Consider the following 17,716-nt stretch of genomic DNA (forward strand, 5'->3'; position numbering starts at 1 on the left):
TAAGATGAAAGGCTTTGAAAATGGGTCATTTTCTTCGTAATAAGAAGAAACGCAGGACCACCTGGTCGGCGAAAACAACAAAAGCAATCAATACTATTAATAATATATAAGGAAGATATTCGCCCACTGGATTCCTAAGCCAGCTTTGAATGGTTTCCGGAGAAACAAAAAACCATATCCCTGCCAGGACGAGAAGCGGAACGATAGCCACGCCAATCTTGAGCGCATACTCTGTAATCAAACGCCTCCGCAACATACGGTCTCCCACTTTCCGGCTTACGCGATCGGCAAAGTCAGTCGAAAGTGAAAACTCCGGCTCCTCTTTCAAAACCTCATGAATCAGCTGGTCCATTTCGTTGTATGCTTCTTCCTTCATAACGTCCTAATTTAATCAAAAATCATAATTCCATTCGATGAAAAACTCCGGCTTCTCCCGGAAGGGCATGTTCCAATATCTCTCTCAACTGTTTTCGCGCCCTGTTCAGGTAACTTTTCACCGTTCCTTCCGGCATACCGGTAATCTCTTCAATTTCGTGGTACGAAAACTCCTCCAGGTGGTAGAGCGTCAAAACGGTCTGATACGGCATCGGCAACTGTTCGATTCCTTTTCGCACTACTGCCTTCATGTCGGTTTCGTGAACCACCCGCCAGGTGGCATCTTCCGTCATACTCAATTCGGCTTTCGCCGGAATAGTCTCCAATAATTCCAACCGATCACGCTGGTGCTTTTTCAGATAATCAGAACACGTATTCCAGGCAATGGACGCAATCCAGGTCGACAGCTTCGATTGGTTCCGGAAACGGGGAATATTTTTGTACACCTTCATAAAAACATCCTGGCAAATATCTTCGATTTCATCAGGCTTCCCGACCATACGCCAAACCACATGCCACACCAACCTCTGATGCTTTTGCACCAAAAACCGGAAAGCATTTTCATTCCCGTTAACTACCTGTTTTACGATATCGTGATCGTTCATACGTATGTATATGTCTTCACTACCTGAAGAAATGTTGCACTCCCGCTCAATAAATTTTTGCGACAAACAATTCAATCATTATTCCTCCCTGTTTTTCAATCACTCAGGAGGATTTTAAATAAAGCTAACTGAAAAAATTGACATTTGCTGCAACCTTTCGTACCACCGTGTCGACATATAGGGCAAACAACAATTTAAAACTGAAAATCATGCAAGAAGTATTAATACCCGCTATCGTTTTTTACGCTTTCTATCATCTACTTCGCATTTTAACTGATTATCTGCTCAAGCGAAGACTGATTAAGGAAGGACATTTTGAAAAAGCCGGCATTTTGGAAGTTGTGCCGCGCGCAGCTGAAGATCCGGAACCCAGCCGGTATAAAACCCTGAAATGGGCTTTGGTCACCTTCATGGGTGGTGTCGGTCTCATCATAGCCGACGTGATTCAGAACCTACCGGGAATCCCATGGGCGCATTCCTATAATGCACTGATTCCGTTTGGAATTGTATTGGTTTTTGTTTCGCTTGGCTTCATTATTTATTTCATCATTGCCAACAAACGGAAAATATAAAACAACTGTGGAACGTGACGCAATGACCATCGTTAGCTGCATCACGTTCCGTTTTTCTTTTCTTACCAAAGTAGCTCTCCATCCCGCTTCCGACCTCATTCACCCAGGTCTGTACCCTTTTTATTCTGGTCCAGACCTATTCTGTAAAGCTCCCGACTCTTTTTCCCTCAGGTCCGGACCCTCTCTTCCCTGAAACAGCCCCTTTCGGTGCAGCTCCCAACCTTTTTTAGCCAGGTCTGGCCTCTTTCTACCCAGCTCAGCACCACTTTTGCCCCATAACCGGGTCTTACTTTCGCGGTCCAGACCTTTTTTGCCCGTTTACCGAGTCTCCCGCATCACAGCCCGCGGTAGTTCTCCACCTATTGTGCAATGATAACTTCTCCTGCCGTATCGGATGCATTGAATGCCGGTGCAAACTGGCACTGAATCGTCACCCGACCAGAGCTAAAATCGCCATTGTGGCTTACCCTTAAGGGATATTCCAACAGATAATCGCCTTGTTTTAATTCCTGAATAAAAAAGCGGGTTTGTTCGTCGGTGTTGACACGGTAATACCACACGCGACCGCTCGATTCATAGCCGGAAAGCTGCTTTACCGGTTCGGTGCCGGCGGGACGATCGTCGGAGATGGAGACAAATCCCAAATCACGATTCGCATGAATCCGTAACCGGACCATCATTAAGTCGCCCGGTTTGAGGCCTTTCAAATCGGATGTAAGCGATTCTTCGCCATTATTGCGGACAACACGATACAACGACTTGGTCACCGTCATTCCGTTCCCGGTTGACAATGAGCTATCGACCGGAGCAAAGAACTGGTGATATAAGGCTCCAAAACCGGTCGTCTTTCCGTTATTCCGAAGCTCCAGCTTTGCGTCTTCGGGCAATCCCGAAGGCAACGTGTATTTGAAATATCCTTTCGGTGAACCGGAATGGGTTGTCGACACCGGTTGACCATTTATAAGAACGATAGGCGCTGATGTTTCCAGATTCGTATCAGCTCCTGTTGATAGCAATGCCTCAACTGCTTTCACTGTTTCGTCTGCGTTAGCCCATGCGTGTGTTCTTTTCTGCTGTAACAACCACAACTTCATGGCAGCCAAATCGGCTTCCGGGGCACCGGTTTTCTCAAACAGCTGCATCATGACAGCCTGCAACGAAAGTGACGACTCGCGGTAGAACCACGGGGAATTTTCCGTTCTCCAATACATGCCCAACTCTTTACTCTTCACCGCGCGTTCCTTTAACGACTCAACAATCGTTTGAGCGGTTTTCCGGTAGTCAGTCGACCATAAAACAAAGGCACTTTGCGCTTGCTGATACAAGCTCAATTTCATCCAGGTTTGAGAAAGCTTCCGCAAGAAAAATTGCTCTGCGGCTTGTCCTTCATTCCCGACAGTTTGCTGTTCCAGATCGGTAGCAGCGTAAAAATAGTCGATGATGTTGGATGACGGAACATACTGCTTCTGGTCTTTATCGCTCAGTCGTTTGTAGCTTGCCACCATTTCCACTTCGAGGTAATGAATCGCTTTTGACAGTATCGTATCCGCCATCGCTTGTTCTTTTCCCGACAAGGCATTCTTATGAACGAGAGAAGACAAACTATTCACTACCTGTGCGGTAATCCATGAACTCGTCTTCATTTCGGGATACCAGGAAAAACCGCCGTCTTCCTCCTGCATGGCTTTCAGGCGTGATAAGTCGTCTGTCATATTCACCGCAATAGTGTCAGAATTGAATAACTGCAACTGCTTTTTCTCCCGAATGGCATCATCCATCCATGGCGTCTCGTTCAACCGGATGGCAGTCAAATCATCGTTACGCTCCATCTGCGTTTTTAGCGAGTCGGTTGTATTCAGTAACCGGGCTCTTTGTTTGGCCAATTCTGTTTGAATATCCGGATGTTGTTTCAGCAAGTTTTGAACGGTTGCGTATGCATACAGCCGGTTGGCCAGACCGGTTGCGCTGCTCGGCCGGCTGCTCATCACCGAGGGCAATGCTTCAATAGCCTGCCAAACCGGATTTCCCATCCATTCCAGTGTCCAGCGGTCATTATCTTGTTGCTTTCCTTTCGGAAATAATGGATTCCAGGTTTTCGCTGTTCCCGGTTTTAACCGGAACGTTTCCGACTGTACCATCCATTGTTTTGCCGGAAGTACATTAATCGTTCTTTCGTAGCCATCGCTCAGGGAACCAGCGGAACCGGTTACCTGAATCCGATACAAACCTGGTTTCTCAGGTGCGTTTACCAACCACTTTACGACTCCCGATTCGCCATCCTCCAATGCGATGTGGCGCGGTTCAAATCCAGGTAGCGAGAAATGGCTGCCATCGGCACTAACCAGCTTCAACTGAATATCAGCTTCCAGCTCTTTCCCCGAAAGGTTGGTCACTTTCACCGGCAACTCCACCTGGTCGCCAGCCACCAGGAAACGCACCGGATAGGGTTCTACCATGAAGGACTTTTGGCTGACAAAAGAAGTATCAACCGTGCCGGTTTTACCGTCGATGGTATGTGCCAGTGCCATGAATTTCCATTTTGTCAACGCATCGGGCATGCGGAAATGAATGGTGGCCATTCCATTGGCATCCGTTTTCAACTGCGGACCAAACCAGGCCGTTTCGCGGAAGTCACTCCTAATATTTCCGGACATTTCCTTCTTTGGGGATACCGTAGAAAAACCTCTCACCTTCACGACCGTTTCGTCGTCCGCTTCTGCTTCTTCGACCTGTACGCTGGCCACCCGTAAAACGTGTAGATCCTCACGATTTAGAATCCATTGCGGAAGTCCCAGTGCCGGAACAACCTCGGGTTTCACATTTTTCATTGGCAGAGCCAGACAACGGGCATAATCAGCTTGCACCGGATGAACCATGAGCGGCATTTGCCGGACATAAAACCAATGATAAAAAAGGTTCAGACTCCAGTGATGCGCTAAAATGTCATCGAGAGAAGCATCGTAAACAACCCCAGCCATCTCCGATCGCACCGGGTGACCATCTTCGTCGGTCACGCGTATTTTCCAGCTGACCTCCTTTCCGGGTTCTGCCTTTGCCGGAAAATCAACGGTAGCGATCTGCAATTTTTTATTGGGTTGCATCACATCGATTCGGAAAAACTTCCGAAAAGCCCGTCCGCGTTGGACAGTTGATACACTGACCGCGACTCCGTTTGCCATATCGGAGGTCACCGGGATATTCACTTGTTGATGGCTCTTTTTCGTTTTCACCACCGGAAGTTGAATCAGAGTGTCCGGCTCTATCAACGAAATCTGCCAAAAACTTTCACCGGTCGTCCCCAAATCCAGTTTCAAATCGTCGCCAACTTTCACAGACGTTTTTTCCATGTTGGCATAAAATGGATCGACAAACGGATATTTCCGGCATTGAGATCGGAATACCTGTATCACCCGTTCTCCAATCACTTCCCTACCAAAAGCATCTTCTGTTTTGGCTGTGACTTTATAATAACCGGGCTTTAACTTTTTCCCCGGGAGGAAACACCATGAACGATCTTTCGTGTTGAACTGTAAAGTGGTCAGCACTTTCTCAACCGGAATATCCTCCGGTTTGATTTTATCACCATACACATTTCCGGGATACCGTTTATTCCACTCTTCCTTCGTGTAAATTGGCCGATCAGGTGCTTCCCATTCCCGCTCTCTTAACGATTGATCAGGTGTTTTAAGCCGGGCAAAAGTGACTGTTCCCTTCACTGAAACGGAAAGATTGGCCGAATTGGTAAAATTCAACCCCACCTTTATTCCTTTACCCTTCCGGATGCTTTTATCGGAAGCATCCACCTGATGCGGGACACTCAGGTGAGCGACCAGTGCCTTCTTCGCGAGGTTCAATGATTGGTTCGCCGACTGTGTCTCTCCACTGATGTCAGTCACATCCGCTTCTATGTCATAATTTAAGCCAAGGTCATTTTCTGTGGATTTCGGCATGAATTGGAAATGGAAGAGACCGTTAGCATCCGTTTTAAACTGGCCGTAAAGAACGTTGCCGGAATTGTTTTCCGAACGCTCAAACCACAGCGTTTGCCGGGTAATTTTATAGGTTCCGGAGACGCCTGCCAACGGAACACCATTGAATGACTTGACTGTTCCGCTCACTTCTACCGGATGACCCGCCTCGTACTGACCATCAAATTTTTCGAATGCAATATGGAACCCGGGGCGCCGGTAAGTCTCTACCCGAAACGACTGATATCCATCGGATGTTCTCAGCGTAAAATTGCCCGCCAAACTACTGGTCGGTAAACGAAACTGACCGGTCGCACTACCAAACCGATCAGTCAGGATTTTCAGTGAATCGATCACCTGGTTATGTGCATCACGCAGAAATACCACCATTGGTTTTCCGGCAACCGCGCGGGCCTTATCGCCATGCGTCCGGAAAGTAATGGCTTTGAATAAAACTGTCTGTCCCGGACGATAGATAGACCGATCGGTGAAAAACCAGGTCTTCTCTTTTGTTGTCTCGGTTTGTTTATGGTAATATGGCTTACGCCAACGCAGACTCAACGTATCAGCTAACGAACGAACCTGTACCAAATTGCCTTCACCCGTCCAAAGCGCTCTGCCCTTATTGTCCGTTTTGATTGAAGATTTATTGAGTTGTTCTCCGTTTAAATTTCGTATACTCAATTCGGCTCCGGCAACAGCTTCTCCGTTCGATTGCCGGCGGACCGAGAAAACGGTTCCGGCATCGACTCGTTCCTGTTCTATATATATCCGGGAAACCGTCAGCGGGAAGAGACTTTCACAGCCGTCGCCATCAATCTGCAGCACATAAACTCCAGCCTCTAATGGTTTCAGGAGCAACTCGGTGCTATGCGAACGCAAATCACTATCAGGTACGAGCGTATATTTTTCTTGCTGAATAACCGGACTACCAAGTAGCTTCGAGGAATCTTTACGGCTTTTCAACTGCCCGTATTGTAGAAAATAGGTTTGGAAAAGTTTCTGATTGATTTTGTGGATGGAAACCTTCACACTTTTCAGATTCTGGTAATCCAATTTTATGGCAAATGGGAAACCGGGCCTCACTACTGGTTCGGATTGTGTGGATAGCTGCGGCCGTCGGAGTTGCTGAAGACTATTGAAGCTTCTCTTGCCCGCTTCTGTTTCAGGAAATTTTTTCCAGGTTTTTTCATACAACCTGGCCGCTTTCAGCCAATCCATTCGATGCTCAGCTGTTTGCGGAACATTTTCCCGAAACTTTCCTCCCCGCATTTGATAAAAATCTGCTTCCGCTTCCCAAACATCTGCCAACAGGTCGGAATGAGCTACTGTCTTTTCCAGTCCGTGAATTTCATCCAAAAACAAACGGTCAGCATTTTCGAGCGATGATTCCCGGTAGGTGAATTTAATCCGATCGAGCCGGGCATAGAATAACGCCACAGAATCTCCGTCTTGTTGATGATATCTTTCAAGTAACCGGTACAGGATGATTGAATGATCATAAAAATTCAACGGCGTTTTCCGGTCAATAATCACTCCCCCCGGCTTTCTTAAGCCCAGAGTAGCGTCCTGAGGAGGTGGTGACGGCCGGCGAACCGGCTGGGTAAACAGACTGCCGTCCTGGTAAAAGTCCAGCGCTTTCCGTACCACCAAATCGAGCAATGTAGGAGTTCGCTCCCAGGCCACCTTTTTATCAATGACAAGTGATTGCCAGTTTTTGGCAGGAATTTTCGACAGGCTGTCGGGATTCTGCAATGCCTCATTAAAACACCGATGAATTTGGTCGACGAAATAACCGGCATCCCACGTATTAATATCGGTGGAATCGATACCTCCGCTGGCGCGGTCAAGAATTTTCCAACGATTATCCCGATATATTTGTAGCAAATATGAACCTTCGTATGACTTCAGCACCGCTTTCCCCGGTACATTCAGTTTGTCATATTCTTCTTGCCAGGTTGGTAGCGGATTTTCCGGAAGAGAATCCTTCACTGTAAAAAATTGAAGCGCCGCAAAAGCCTTCACCCGTTCCTGAACATTGTTCTCTTTGACTGCCTGAGCGGCAATCTGATTTATCACCTTTTTCACTGATTCCGGCTTTCGGATATTCGCCAGCGAATCGGCTTCCGACCATTTTTCCCGGTAGGAAAACTGTTGTGTTGCAGCCTGAGTTATTGAAAATAGGGAGATGAGCAATAAAGCAAGGAGTAATCGGCAGGTCATTTTCATTGGTTACATTATTTTGGTTTATTCGGGTTTTTCTATCTGGTAAAACAAAATTGGTATCACAAAGCTCATTTCTATTCGCTTCCGCATACACCAAAAAAATTTCTAATCTAATTTACAATAATAAATAAGCCTAATCATCTGTCATTTGCAGTAAATTAAAACGTAATTTACCAGTAATTTCAATTAAACATACGCAATCGGCACTCACTTTTTTAGAATGCCGTTTGAAAAGCCTAATTTTGTGAACAAAATTTTTCGTCCATGATGAAATCGATGACCGGCTACGGAAAAGCCGAATGCGAACTACCTAACAAGAAGATTACCATTGAGGTAAAATCGCTGAACAGCAAGCAACTTGATATCAACACCCGGATACCAGGACTCTACAAAGAGAAAGATATTTCCATCCGGAAATTAATATCTGACATACTGGGACGCGGGAAAGTAGAATACAGTATGTACCTTGAATCGCTTGGCGAGGAAAGCAATGCGACCATTAATAGTGCAGTAGTGCGCGATTACTACCAGCAACTTAATTCCGTCAGGAAAGAACTCGGAATCGACGAGAACCAATCGTTGCTCGACATCGTGATGCGCCTTCCGGATACGGTAAAAGTGGAACGCGAAGAACTGGATGAAGAGGAATGGAAACAGATTATCTCTAAAGTGAAAAAAGCGCTTCTTAACCTCGATGAATTCAGAACCCAGGAAGGCGACGCGCTGTACAAAGACATTGAAGCAAACATCCAGAATATTCAGAATCTGCTTCCGGATGTTGAGCCTTTTGAGAAAGAGCGCCTCGACAAAGTGAAAGAGCGCATTATGGATAATCTGAAAGAACTGGAAGCTTCCGATTCAGTTGATAACAACCGATTGGAGCAGGAAATGATTTACTACCTGGAAAAACTGGACATCAACGAAGAGAAAGTCCGGCTGGCCAACCATTGTATTTATTTCCTGGAAACCATGAAACTCAATGAACCGGTTGGAAAAAAACTAGGATTCATTGCCCAGGAAATCGGGCGTGAAATTAACACCATGGGTTCCAAAGCAAACCATGCCGAAATCCAGAAGATTGTTATTCAGATGAAAGACTCGCTGGAGCGGGTGAAAGAGCAGACGCTGAACGTATTGTAATTCCCGGAAGAGCGATTATTGGTAAAATGAAGAAAGGCAAACTGATTATATTTTCGGCACCGTCCGGCTCGGGCAAAACAACCATTGTAAAACACCTGCTCACCTGTCCGTTCGATTTTGATTTTTCGATTTCAGCAACCACCCGTCAACCCAGAAACGGAGAGACCGACGGGAAGGATTATTATTTCCTTTCGGTTGATGAATTCAAGTCGAAACTGGAAGCTGATGAATTTCTCGAATGGGAAGAAGTTTATGCCGGTAGTTACTACGGTACCCTGAAAAGCGAAGTGGAACGCATCCGCGAAAAAGGACACCACGTGCTGTTTGATGTAGATGTAGTCGGCGGAACAAACATCAAGAAATTTTATGGCGACGAAGCACTGGCCGTGTTTGTCAAACCGCCCAGTATTGAGGAGTTAGAGAAACGGCTCATCGCCCGATCAACCGATAGTCCGGAAGTGATTGCCGAGCGGGTGGCCAAAGCCAAGCATGAATTGACTTACGCCAAATACTTCGATTACATTCTGGTGAACGACGATCTGCAAACCGCATTCAAAGAAGCAGAAGAGACGGTGAGGGCTTTTCTGGAAAAATAATCCGGGCCAATGAAAATTACACTCTACTTTGGTTCCTTCAACCCCATTCATGCCGGACATTTGGCAGTTGCACAGAAGGTGCTCGATGAAAAAATGTCCGATGAACTTTGGCTGGTTGTTTCTCCTCAGAATCCGTTGAAAGAAGAGGAGGCGCTCTGGCCGGAAGCGGATCGGTTGGCCATGGTTCAACTGGCCATTGAAGGAAAAGAGGGAATCAAAGCATCGGACAATGAGTTTCACTTGCCTCGTCCATCGTACACTTACCAAACCCTTTTGCGGTTGAAACAGGAGTTTCCTCAACACTCGTTCAACGTACTGATTGGCGGAGACAACCTCGAAGCATTTGACCATTGGCGTGACCACCGGAAGATTCTCGATGAATTTGGGCTGATCGTTTATCCCCGACCGGGCTACGAAAACGAAGAACTGGCAAACCACCCGAACGTAACACTACTCAATGCTCCACTCCTGGATATCTCTTCGACCGAAATCAGGGGGCGCTTAAGCCAGGGACTATCACTTGTTCCTCTGGTTCCACAAAAGGTTGCGGATTACATTCTCTCTAAGAATTTCAGCTAAAGAAAAAAGCCACACCGTCATTGGCGTGGCTTCCTTTTATATCTGAATGAACTTGTTAATCGAAAGACTCATTTCGACTCAAGACATTTTGCTTCTTCTTAGAAATAGTAAGTAAAACCAAGGTTGATACCTTGCTTGCTGTAAGGAGAAGTAGTTGACAATGCTTCGTTCGCATCTACCGGATTACCGCTCTGGTCAACCTGAATTTTGTCTTTGTAGGTAACTTCTATCGGGCCGGGATAAGTATTCAAGGCATCGTTACCGTTTACCTCATACTTAGTAACTTTTGATTTCTTCCGCTTAATGTTCAGGTAAACACCTTCAATCTCGGTGAATACTGAAAGCTTGTCGTTCAGTTTATATTCCATACCCAAAACACCTTTGAAACCCAAAGAGAATTTACCGTACATTTTCTGTTCAACTTTCAAATCTGCAACCGGAACCAATTGGGTTGGGTCAGAAGGATTTGGCATAAACTGAGTTATATTAGCATTCACCATCGAGTATCCACCAACAGGCAATACAAATCCAACTTTGGTGTAAACCGAGAATTTCTTCGAGTGACCGGTGCTCATAATAATGGTCGGTGAAACACGATATTGACGTGTGTAAACATCAATTTTGGGTTGCTGACCTGCTGAATTAGGCACACCGTAATCGGCAACAGTTACTGTGTTACCAAAAAGGTACGTGAAATCAACTTCTGCACCAATGTTATCGTTCAGGTAATAACCAGCAGAAATTCCGACAGGAATACCGGCACCAATCGAAGTGTAGATCTGCTCCTGGTAGCCATCAGCCGTAACTTTTCCCTGGCCTAAATCGACATAATAACCATCTTTGGATACACCCCATCCGTATCCGCCTCGAGCTTTGAGGTAAAAATTCTGTGCTGAAAGTGACTGGCCGATGCCCATCACCATCAAAGCAATTGCGATAGTTTTCAGTAATTTCATTTGCTTATTTTTTGAACGTAAATGGTCTGTTAAACTTTTCGCCTATTCAGAATGAATCTACGTAACTCATTGATAATGCGAACTATTTAAACAATTAAGTAATATTAAAAGTGGCGTGAAAGTAGAAACAAAATATTAATTAGCAAAACATAACTTGCTGCCCTTCAGATTTTTAGAATATTAGGTTTAAAAATTCTAAAATTAAGTTAAAAATCAGCAGCAGTTTTTTGTTTGGATCACAATTACTTAAGATTCCATACAAATCGAAACATTACAATATTTAGATGTGAAAAAAATTGCTATTATAAAACATAAGAAACCCTTCAAGTGTAATTTTAACGCTATTTACTCATGATTCGCTTTCTTTGTAAAAGATGAAAAAGAAGAACAAAAAGCAGGGAGGTTCGTCTGGTCAGAACCGAAAAACCAGCGAAGATTTTCTGGAAAAGAACGTGAAAAAACCGGAAATTAATGTCACGGAATCCGGACTTCAATACGAAATTATCAAAGAGGGTGACGGAGCAGTTCCCGATCCGGATGGCTATGTAAAAGTCCATCAAAGGGCTATGCTGGTTGGCGGTAAAATACTGGACGATACCTACAAGAACAACGAACCGATTGAATTCTGGCTGAAGGAAACCATCGACGGTTACCAGGAAGGATTACTGATGATGAAAACCGGAAGTCGTTACAAGTTTTATATTCCGCCGGAACTGGCCTGGGGTAAACGAGGTTCGGGTGGAAGAATTGGCCCGAATGCCGTCGTGATTTTTGATGTCTCGCTTCTTGAGTGTTGGTAAGCGGTTTTATAAAAAGAAAAAACCCGAACAAAATGCCCGGGCTGATTCTATTGTATCAAGTTTAAACGGTGTGCACTGTTTCCATATTCTTCTGCCCCACCCCAATGGCTTCGAGGTTCAGCGGAATCAGTTTGTGGTGCCTTTCGGGAAGTGATTTCTCCAATCCCTTTTCAACTTTCTCCATCGGAAAGATGGGCTTCACTTTCAGGTAAGCGCCCATCACAATCATGTTGAATGTTTTGGGATTGCCCATTTCAGCTGCCAAACGCGCTCCTTCCACTTTGTAAATATTGATATCCTTACGTGTAGGAGGATGAACGATTCCATTCGGATCGTATAACAAAACGCCGCCTGGCTTCACCTGTTGTTCGAATTTATCCAGCGATTGCTGGTTCAGGATGATGGCGGTATCGAATTCGTGCAGAATAGGAGAACTGATGCGTTCGTCACTGATGATAACAGACACGTTAGCTGTTCCACCGCGCATTTCAGGTCCGTATGAAGGGAACCAGGTTACTTCCTGATCCTGCATGACACCGGAATACGCCAGGATTTTTCCCATGGAAAGAACGCCTTGTCCACCGAATCCGGCTATAATGATTTCTTCAGTCATTTCTTGATTTTTTGGTTCGGTAATCAATTAAACATTCATTTTCAACGCTTCCGGATCTTCTTTTTCTCCGTCTTTCAGGTCGCCAAGCGGATAGAACGGGAACATGTGTTCCTCCATCCATTCGTTGGACTCAACCGGAGAAATTTTCCATCCTGAATTACAGGTTGCAACTACTTCCACAAAAGCAGTTCCCTTTTTGTTGGCCTGCACTTCAAATGCTTTCCGGATGGCTTTTTTCGTTTTCCGAACGGCTGCCGGCGTCTGAACACTCTGACGGGTCACATACGCTGCACCTGGCAACTGGGCAATCAGCTCGGTAATTTTCAGCGGGTATCCATTCAGATCGACGTTACGACCATGAGGCGTAGTAGCGGTTACCTGCCCAACCATCGTCGTAGGAGCCATCTGGCCACCGGTCATTCCGTAAATAGCGTTATTAATGAATACCATCACGATATTCTCGCCCCGGTTAACCGCGTGCATCGTTTCCGCAGTACCAATCGCTGCCAGATCGCCGTCGCCCTGGTAACTGAAGACGAACTTATTCGGGAAAACCCGCTTTACACCTGTAGCCACTGCCGGTGCGCGACCGTGAGCTGCTTCGTGCCAATCGATATCGATGTAGTTGTAGGCAAACACCGAACATCCTACCGGCGAAACACCGATGGTGTCTTCCTGAATGCCCATCTCATCAATCACTTCGGCAATAATTTTGTGCACTACACCATGGCTGCAGCCCGGACAATAGTGCATCACTTTATCCGTCAATACAGGAGACTTCTGGTAAACCAAATTCTCCGGCTTGATGATATTCTGTATATTTTCTGCTACTTCTGCCATGGTTTATCCTCCTATCAATTTTTGTTCGAGTGCCTTTTCAACTTCATCAGGCGAAGGAATGATACCTCCCATTCGTCCGTAATACTCAACCGGAACCTTACCATTCACAGCCAGGCGAACATCTTCCACCATCTGTCCGGCATTCATCTCAACCGAGAGGAATCCTTTCACGCGTCCGGCCATTTTTTTGATTTCTTCCGTTGGGAATGGGAACAGGGTAATCGGACGAAGTAAACCTACTTTGTGTCCTTTTGCGCGCGCCAGTTGCACGGTCTTTTGGCAAACACGTGCAGCCGAACCAAACGCTACGATTACATAATCAGCATCGTCGCATTCGATCGCTTCGAAGCGTACTTCGTTCTCCTGAATCTTCTGATATTTTGCCTGGAAACGAATGTTGTTCCGTTCCATCTTATCTGATTCCAGCTCTAGCGAAGTGATGATATTCTGCTCGCGGTCGGGGCTTTTACCAATAGCTGCCCAGCTTCCTGAAATCTCTTTTACTTCTTCGTCGGTCCAGCGGGGCTTGTAATCTGCCAGCTCCACTTTTTCCATCATCTGACCAATCGCTCCATCCGACAGAATCATCACCGGATTACGGTATTTGAACGCCAGTTCGAAACTCAGGTCGACAAAATCGTTCATCTCCTGAACGGATGCAGGAGCGAGTACAATCAACCGGTAGTCACCATGGCCACCACCTTTGGTTGCCTGGAAATAATCGGCTTGCGAAGGCTGAATGGTTCCCAAACCAGGACCACCACGCTGCACATTCACAATTAAACAAGGTAATTCAGCACCGGCGAGATAGGAAATTCCTTCTGCCATCAGGCTGATACCGGGACTTGACGAAGAAGTCATTACTTTCTTTCCTGAGCCGGCAGCTCCATAAACCATGTTAATCGAAGCCACCTCACTTTCGGCCTGAAGTACCACCATGCCAGTTTCATCCCAGGGACGACGGTTCATCAGGGTTTCCATAACTTCGGATTGCGGGGTAATAGGATATCCGAAATAACCGTCACATCCACAACGGATGGCAGCTTCGGCAATCACCTCATTACCTTTCATTAATCTTAGTTCTCCCATTATGTTAACGTTTCTTGAATGTTAGTTAAGCAATTTTGGCTCTATACACCGTAATACAACTGTCCGGACAAACCATAGCGCAGTTTGAGCAACCAGTGCAAGCCTCCGGATTCTCCATGTACGAATAATGATATCCCTTTCCGTTGACGTTGCGGTGCAAAGCCAGTGTCTGAGTAGGACATGCCACTACGCACAAATTACATCCTTTGCACGTGTCCACGTCAACTACTACCGCTCCTTTAACTTTAGCCATTCTAAATTGATTTTTTGGTTATCGTTGATTCTTTGATTTTCTATATCATCTCACGACTTTTCTCCCGTTTCTCCCCTACCGGGAAATCGTGATGAAATTGTTCGAGTCTTTTTTCCAGGTCTGAAAACTGGTCGCGCCCAACATGCGAAACGCAAGCACGCAAACCTTCTTTTGTACTTCCGGTGTTGCCTAACGTAATGGCGCTAACACCATAGAACAAGAGATTGTGAAGCAACTCGCCTCCGGTCATGCCGGGATAATCTATCGTAAAATAGAAACCGTCGCCTATCTCCTCGTCCATATCTTTATCATATACAATCCGGAATCCGTTTTTGAGGAACATCTCCTTCATGATGTGTGCCCGCTCACCGTATTCCTTCACGTCTTTCACAAAATCGAACTTGCCATCGCTTGCGGCTTTTAACATCGCAGCCAAAGCATACTGTGCTGAGTGCGACGTACCCGACGACAACGAGTAAAGCGCCCGGTGAACAATCGCTCCACCAAAAGTGTGCACATTCAATCGTGCTTCCAGGTTCGGATACTTCCGGTGATAAAGTGCATCGGAAATAACCATGACACCAATGCGCTGCCCGGCATATGAGAATACCTTCGAACTCGAAATCAGCAACACGTAGTTATCAGTATAACGTGCGACCGTTGGTTGATAAGGTGGCACACCCGGTTTCGACAAATCTGTCCGGAAATCCATGGCAAAATAGGCCAGGTCTTCCATCACGGTTACATCATACTTATTGGCCAACTCCCCGATGATTTGCAATTCAGCTTCCGTGAGGCAAATCCATGACGGGTTATTCGGGTTAGAGTATATAATGGAGTGGATATTCCCTTTCGAAAGGAATGACTCCAGTTTTTCGCGAAGTTTCTCGCCACGATAATCGTAAACATCGAACGATTCAAACTTCTGTCCCATGACCAGAAACTGCTGTTTCTGAACCGGAAATCCCGGGTCAATAAACAATGCGGTATCGCGCTCTTTCCGGCAATTTCCGGCTACGAGAAAAGCAGCGTATCCTCCCTGCATGGAACCAACGGTCGGGATACATCCCAGCGGGTCCACATCGATATTCATAAAAAGTTTCACAAAGCGCGAAACCTCGTCCTTCAGTGGCTGAATTCCATCGATTCGGGGATAAATAGAAGCTACGTTATTTTTTAGCGCTTCGATTTCCGCTTCAACACCAATATGGGCCGGAGGCAACCCCGGAATACCCATTTCCATACGAACATATCGATCGCCTGTTTTTGCTTCGATATTACTTACCAGTTGAACGATTTCGCGGATGGAAGCTTTTCCCAAATCAGGGACATCCAACGCCTGAATATTTTGTTCAACAACTTCTCTGTTAATTGGTGTATCGGTCATCTTGATTTTCTAATTTGTTAGGAAATAAACGAAGAATAGCAGGTTTCGCAAAGCCTTGCAGAATGCTAGGCAACATGTTTTTACGATCCGGATGAAACTAATGATCCGGCGCTTTCAGTTTGATAAAAAACTATCCTTTTTCGCCTTCAATTTTACAATCTCCGCCTCAGGATTTTTTGGCCTTTTTTTGACCATTTCTTGGAAATAGCTTCCAAGTGTGTTGTTCAGATTTCGATTTCAATCAACTTTTACGTAAACCTGAACCTGTTCTTTCGTTGAAAACGATTAAAAAAAGCCGCTGTATCAACAGTTGCTATACAACGGCTTTTTTATATCAAAATTCACTATTCAGCTGAGCAACCCAGGCTTTTACTCTTTCGGCCGTCAGATCAGATTCATAATCTTCGTCGAGAGGCAAGCCCAGAAACATTCCGTCTTTCAATGCTTCCGAATCCTGGAAAGTGTATCCTTCCGGAGATGTTTTCCCGATAAGGGTACCCTTATTTTTCAGGATAATTTTGGCCAGGAGCCCCATTGCATCGACATAGTGATAAGCGTAGGTAATATGATCGCCCAGGCCGAACAGAGCAACCTTTTTGCCGCTGAAATCGAAATCACGAACTACCGGGAAGAACTCTGCCCAATCGGTATTGGTGAATTCCTGGTCCCAGGTATCTTTTCCTACCGTGGAAATTCCAAAAATGATTTTCTCATAGTTGTTCAAATCATTAATGGATGCCTGACTGACCGGTATCAAATCGATGTTCTCTTCACCGAACTCCTGCGCTACTTTTTTAGCCGCGTGATGCACCGAACCGTTTAATGGTCCGAAGAATAATGCGATTTTACTCATTGCTTGAGGTTTATGGTTTGTTTAACTCAATATCCCCCTTTCTGTATTCACCCATGATGGCAAGACTCGAAACATTTCTCAGCACCAAATGAATGGCACGTTCGTAATTATCTTCTGAATCGTATTCCAGGTCAACATGGAATGAATATTCATTGGGTTTCCCAAGAATGGGAATGGACTGAATTTTCGTCAAATTTATCTGGTTGTCACCAAAAATGGTCAACACTTTCGCCAAGGCACCATAATAATGTCCACATTGAAAAGAGATGGACGCCTTATTGGTTCCCGCTATCGGGTTGTTGTGTTTCGATAAGATGAAAAAGCGTGTGTAATTCTTCTTATTCGTTTCAATACCCTTATCCAGTATTTCAAGACCATAAATATCAGCGGAACGCTGATTTCCAATGGCCGCTACATTGTTATACTTTTCGCGGGCCAGCTCCTGCGCTGCTCCGGCGGTATCTGATTTCTCCTGCAGCTTTATCTCACCAAAGTGTTGGTCGATATATTCGGAACACTGCCTGAGCGCAATCGGGTGCGAATGAATCTCCTGAATGTCGTCGAATTTTGTTCCCGGATACACCATCAGATTCATTTGAATATGCAGATAAATCTCACCGACAATATGCAAATGGAAATCATGCAGCAAAGCATAATTTGCCAGCAAGCTTCCGGCAATGGAATTTTCGATAGCCATCACGGCTCCATCAACTTCATCGCGATCGAGCAACTCGCAAACCTTGCGAAACGTCCGGCACTCCACTATTTCTACATCCTCGCCAAAATATTTCCGGGCGGCATCCTCATGAAACGAGCCTTTTATTCCCTGTATGGATATCTTTTTCACTAAATCAATTTTAAATC

The 17,716-nt window shown here is 45.5% G+C and carries 16 protein-coding genes; 5 read left to right on the forward strand and 11 right to left on the reverse strand.

Features of this window, described 5'->3' with window-relative positions:
* Positions 1-25: 25 nt before the first annotated feature.
* Positions 26-376: a hypothetical protein gene (locus AC060N_RS15960; protein ID WP_479524687.1), complete on the reverse strand. Its 351-nt coding sequence runs from the start codon at positions 374-376 to the stop codon at positions 26-28.
* A 22-nt stretch (positions 377-398) separates the two neighbouring features.
* The gene (locus AC060N_RS15965; RefSeq protein ID WP_479524688.1) at positions 399-980 is read right to left on the reverse strand and encodes an RNA polymerase sigma factor; all 582 of its coding nucleotides are present in this window, start codon (positions 978-980) and stop codon (positions 399-401) included.
* Positions 981-1,189: 209 nt separating this feature from the next.
* On the opposite strand from AC060N_RS15965, the gene AC060N_RS15970 reads away from it, so the two are divergent.
* Entirely contained in the window at positions 1,190-1,552 is a 363-nt protein-coding gene (locus AC060N_RS15970; protein ID WP_479524689.1) for a hypothetical protein, read from the forward strand.
* 359 nt (positions 1,553-1,911) lie between these two features.
* Here the strand turns inward: AC060N_RS15970 and AC060N_RS15975 are convergent, their stop codons facing one another.
* Positions 1,912-7,749, reverse strand: a complete 5,838-nt coding sequence (locus AC060N_RS15975; RefSeq protein ID WP_479524690.1) for an alpha-2-macroglobulin family protein — start codon at positions 7,747-7,749, stop codon at positions 1,912-1,914.
* A gap of 261 nt (positions 7,750-8,010) precedes the next feature.
* Here AC060N_RS15975 and AC060N_RS15980 point away from each other — a divergent pair, with 261 nt between their 5' ends.
* From AC060N_RS15980 to nadD, 3 genes are read left to right on the forward strand one after another with little or no spacing between them, the layout of a single operon-like run.
* Positions 8,011-8,886, forward strand: a complete 876-nt coding sequence (locus AC060N_RS15980) for a YicC/YloC family endoribonuclease (protein WP_479524691.1) — start codon at positions 8,011-8,013, stop codon at positions 8,884-8,886.
* 26 nt (positions 8,887-8,912) lie between these two features.
* Positions 8,913-9,482, forward strand: a complete 570-nt coding sequence (gmk, locus tag AC060N_RS15985; protein ID WP_479524692.1) for a guanylate kinase — start codon at positions 8,913-8,915, stop codon at positions 9,480-9,482.
* A 9-nt stretch (positions 9,483-9,491) separates the two neighbouring features.
* Positions 9,492-10,061 (forward strand): nicotinate (nicotinamide) nucleotide adenylyltransferase, encoded by a 570-nt coding sequence (gene nadD / locus AC060N_RS15990; protein WP_479524693.1) that lies wholly within the window; start codon positions 9,492-9,494, stop codon positions 10,059-10,061.
* A 98-nt stretch (positions 10,062-10,159) separates the two neighbouring features.
* On the opposite strand, the gene AC060N_RS15995 is transcribed toward nadD, so the two are convergent.
* On the reverse strand, positions 10,160-11,017 hold the full coding sequence (locus AC060N_RS15995; RefSeq protein ID WP_479524694.1) for an outer membrane beta-barrel protein: 858 nt from the start codon (positions 11,015-11,017) through the stop codon (positions 10,160-10,162).
* A gap of 374 nt (positions 11,018-11,391) precedes the next feature.
* Here AC060N_RS15995 and AC060N_RS16000 point away from each other — a divergent pair, with 374 nt between their 5' ends.
* Positions 11,392-11,817: an FKBP-type peptidyl-prolyl cis-trans isomerase gene (locus AC060N_RS16000; RefSeq protein WP_479524695.1), complete on the forward strand. Its 426-nt coding sequence runs from the start codon at positions 11,392-11,394 to the stop codon at positions 11,815-11,817.
* Between the two features lie 61 nt (positions 11,818-11,878).
* Here AC060N_RS16000 and AC060N_RS16005 read toward each other — a convergent pair whose 3' ends face one another.
* The 7 genes from AC060N_RS16005 to AC060N_RS16035 form a co-directional block, all read right to left on the reverse strand.
* Positions 11,879-12,430 carry a 2-oxoacid:acceptor oxidoreductase family protein gene (locus tag AC060N_RS16005; RefSeq protein WP_479524696.1) on the reverse strand — a complete coding sequence of 184 codons (552 nt, stop codon included), beginning with the start codon at positions 12,428-12,430 and terminating at the stop codon, positions 11,879-11,881.
* A gap of 27 nt (positions 12,431-12,457) precedes the next feature.
* Positions 12,458-13,270, reverse strand: coding sequence for a thiamine pyrophosphate-dependent enzyme (locus AC060N_RS16010; protein ID WP_106543941.1), 813 nt, complete (start codon positions 13,268-13,270; stop codon positions 12,458-12,460).
* Between the two features lie 3 nt (positions 13,271-13,273).
* A complete protein-coding gene (locus tag AC060N_RS16015; protein WP_479524697.1) occupies positions 13,274-14,359 on the reverse strand; it encodes a 3-methyl-2-oxobutanoate dehydrogenase subunit VorB in 1,086 nt (361 codons plus the stop codon).
* Between the two features lie 25 nt (positions 14,360-14,384).
* On the reverse strand, positions 14,385-14,612 hold the full coding sequence (locus tag AC060N_RS16020; RefSeq protein WP_106543939.1) for a 4Fe-4S dicluster domain-containing protein: 228 nt from the start codon (positions 14,610-14,612) through the stop codon (positions 14,385-14,387).
* A 40-nt stretch (positions 14,613-14,652) separates the two neighbouring features.
* Entirely contained in the window at positions 14,653-15,999 is a 1,347-nt protein-coding gene (locus tag AC060N_RS16025; RefSeq protein ID WP_479524698.1) for an aminotransferase class I/II-fold pyridoxal phosphate-dependent enzyme, read from the reverse strand.
* A gap of 334 nt (positions 16,000-16,333) precedes the next feature.
* Positions 16,334-16,852 (reverse strand): flavodoxin, encoded by a 519-nt coding sequence (locus tag AC060N_RS16030; RefSeq protein ID WP_479524699.1) that lies wholly within the window; start codon positions 16,850-16,852, stop codon positions 16,334-16,336.
* A 10-nt stretch (positions 16,853-16,862) separates the two neighbouring features.
* Entirely contained in the window at positions 16,863-17,699 is an 837-nt protein-coding gene (locus AC060N_RS16035) for a prephenate dehydratase (RefSeq protein ID WP_228491996.1), read from the reverse strand.
* Between the last annotated feature and the right edge of the window lie 17 nt (positions 17,700-17,716).

This window comes from Prolixibacter sp. DSM 2831 (genome assembly GCF_056493735.1).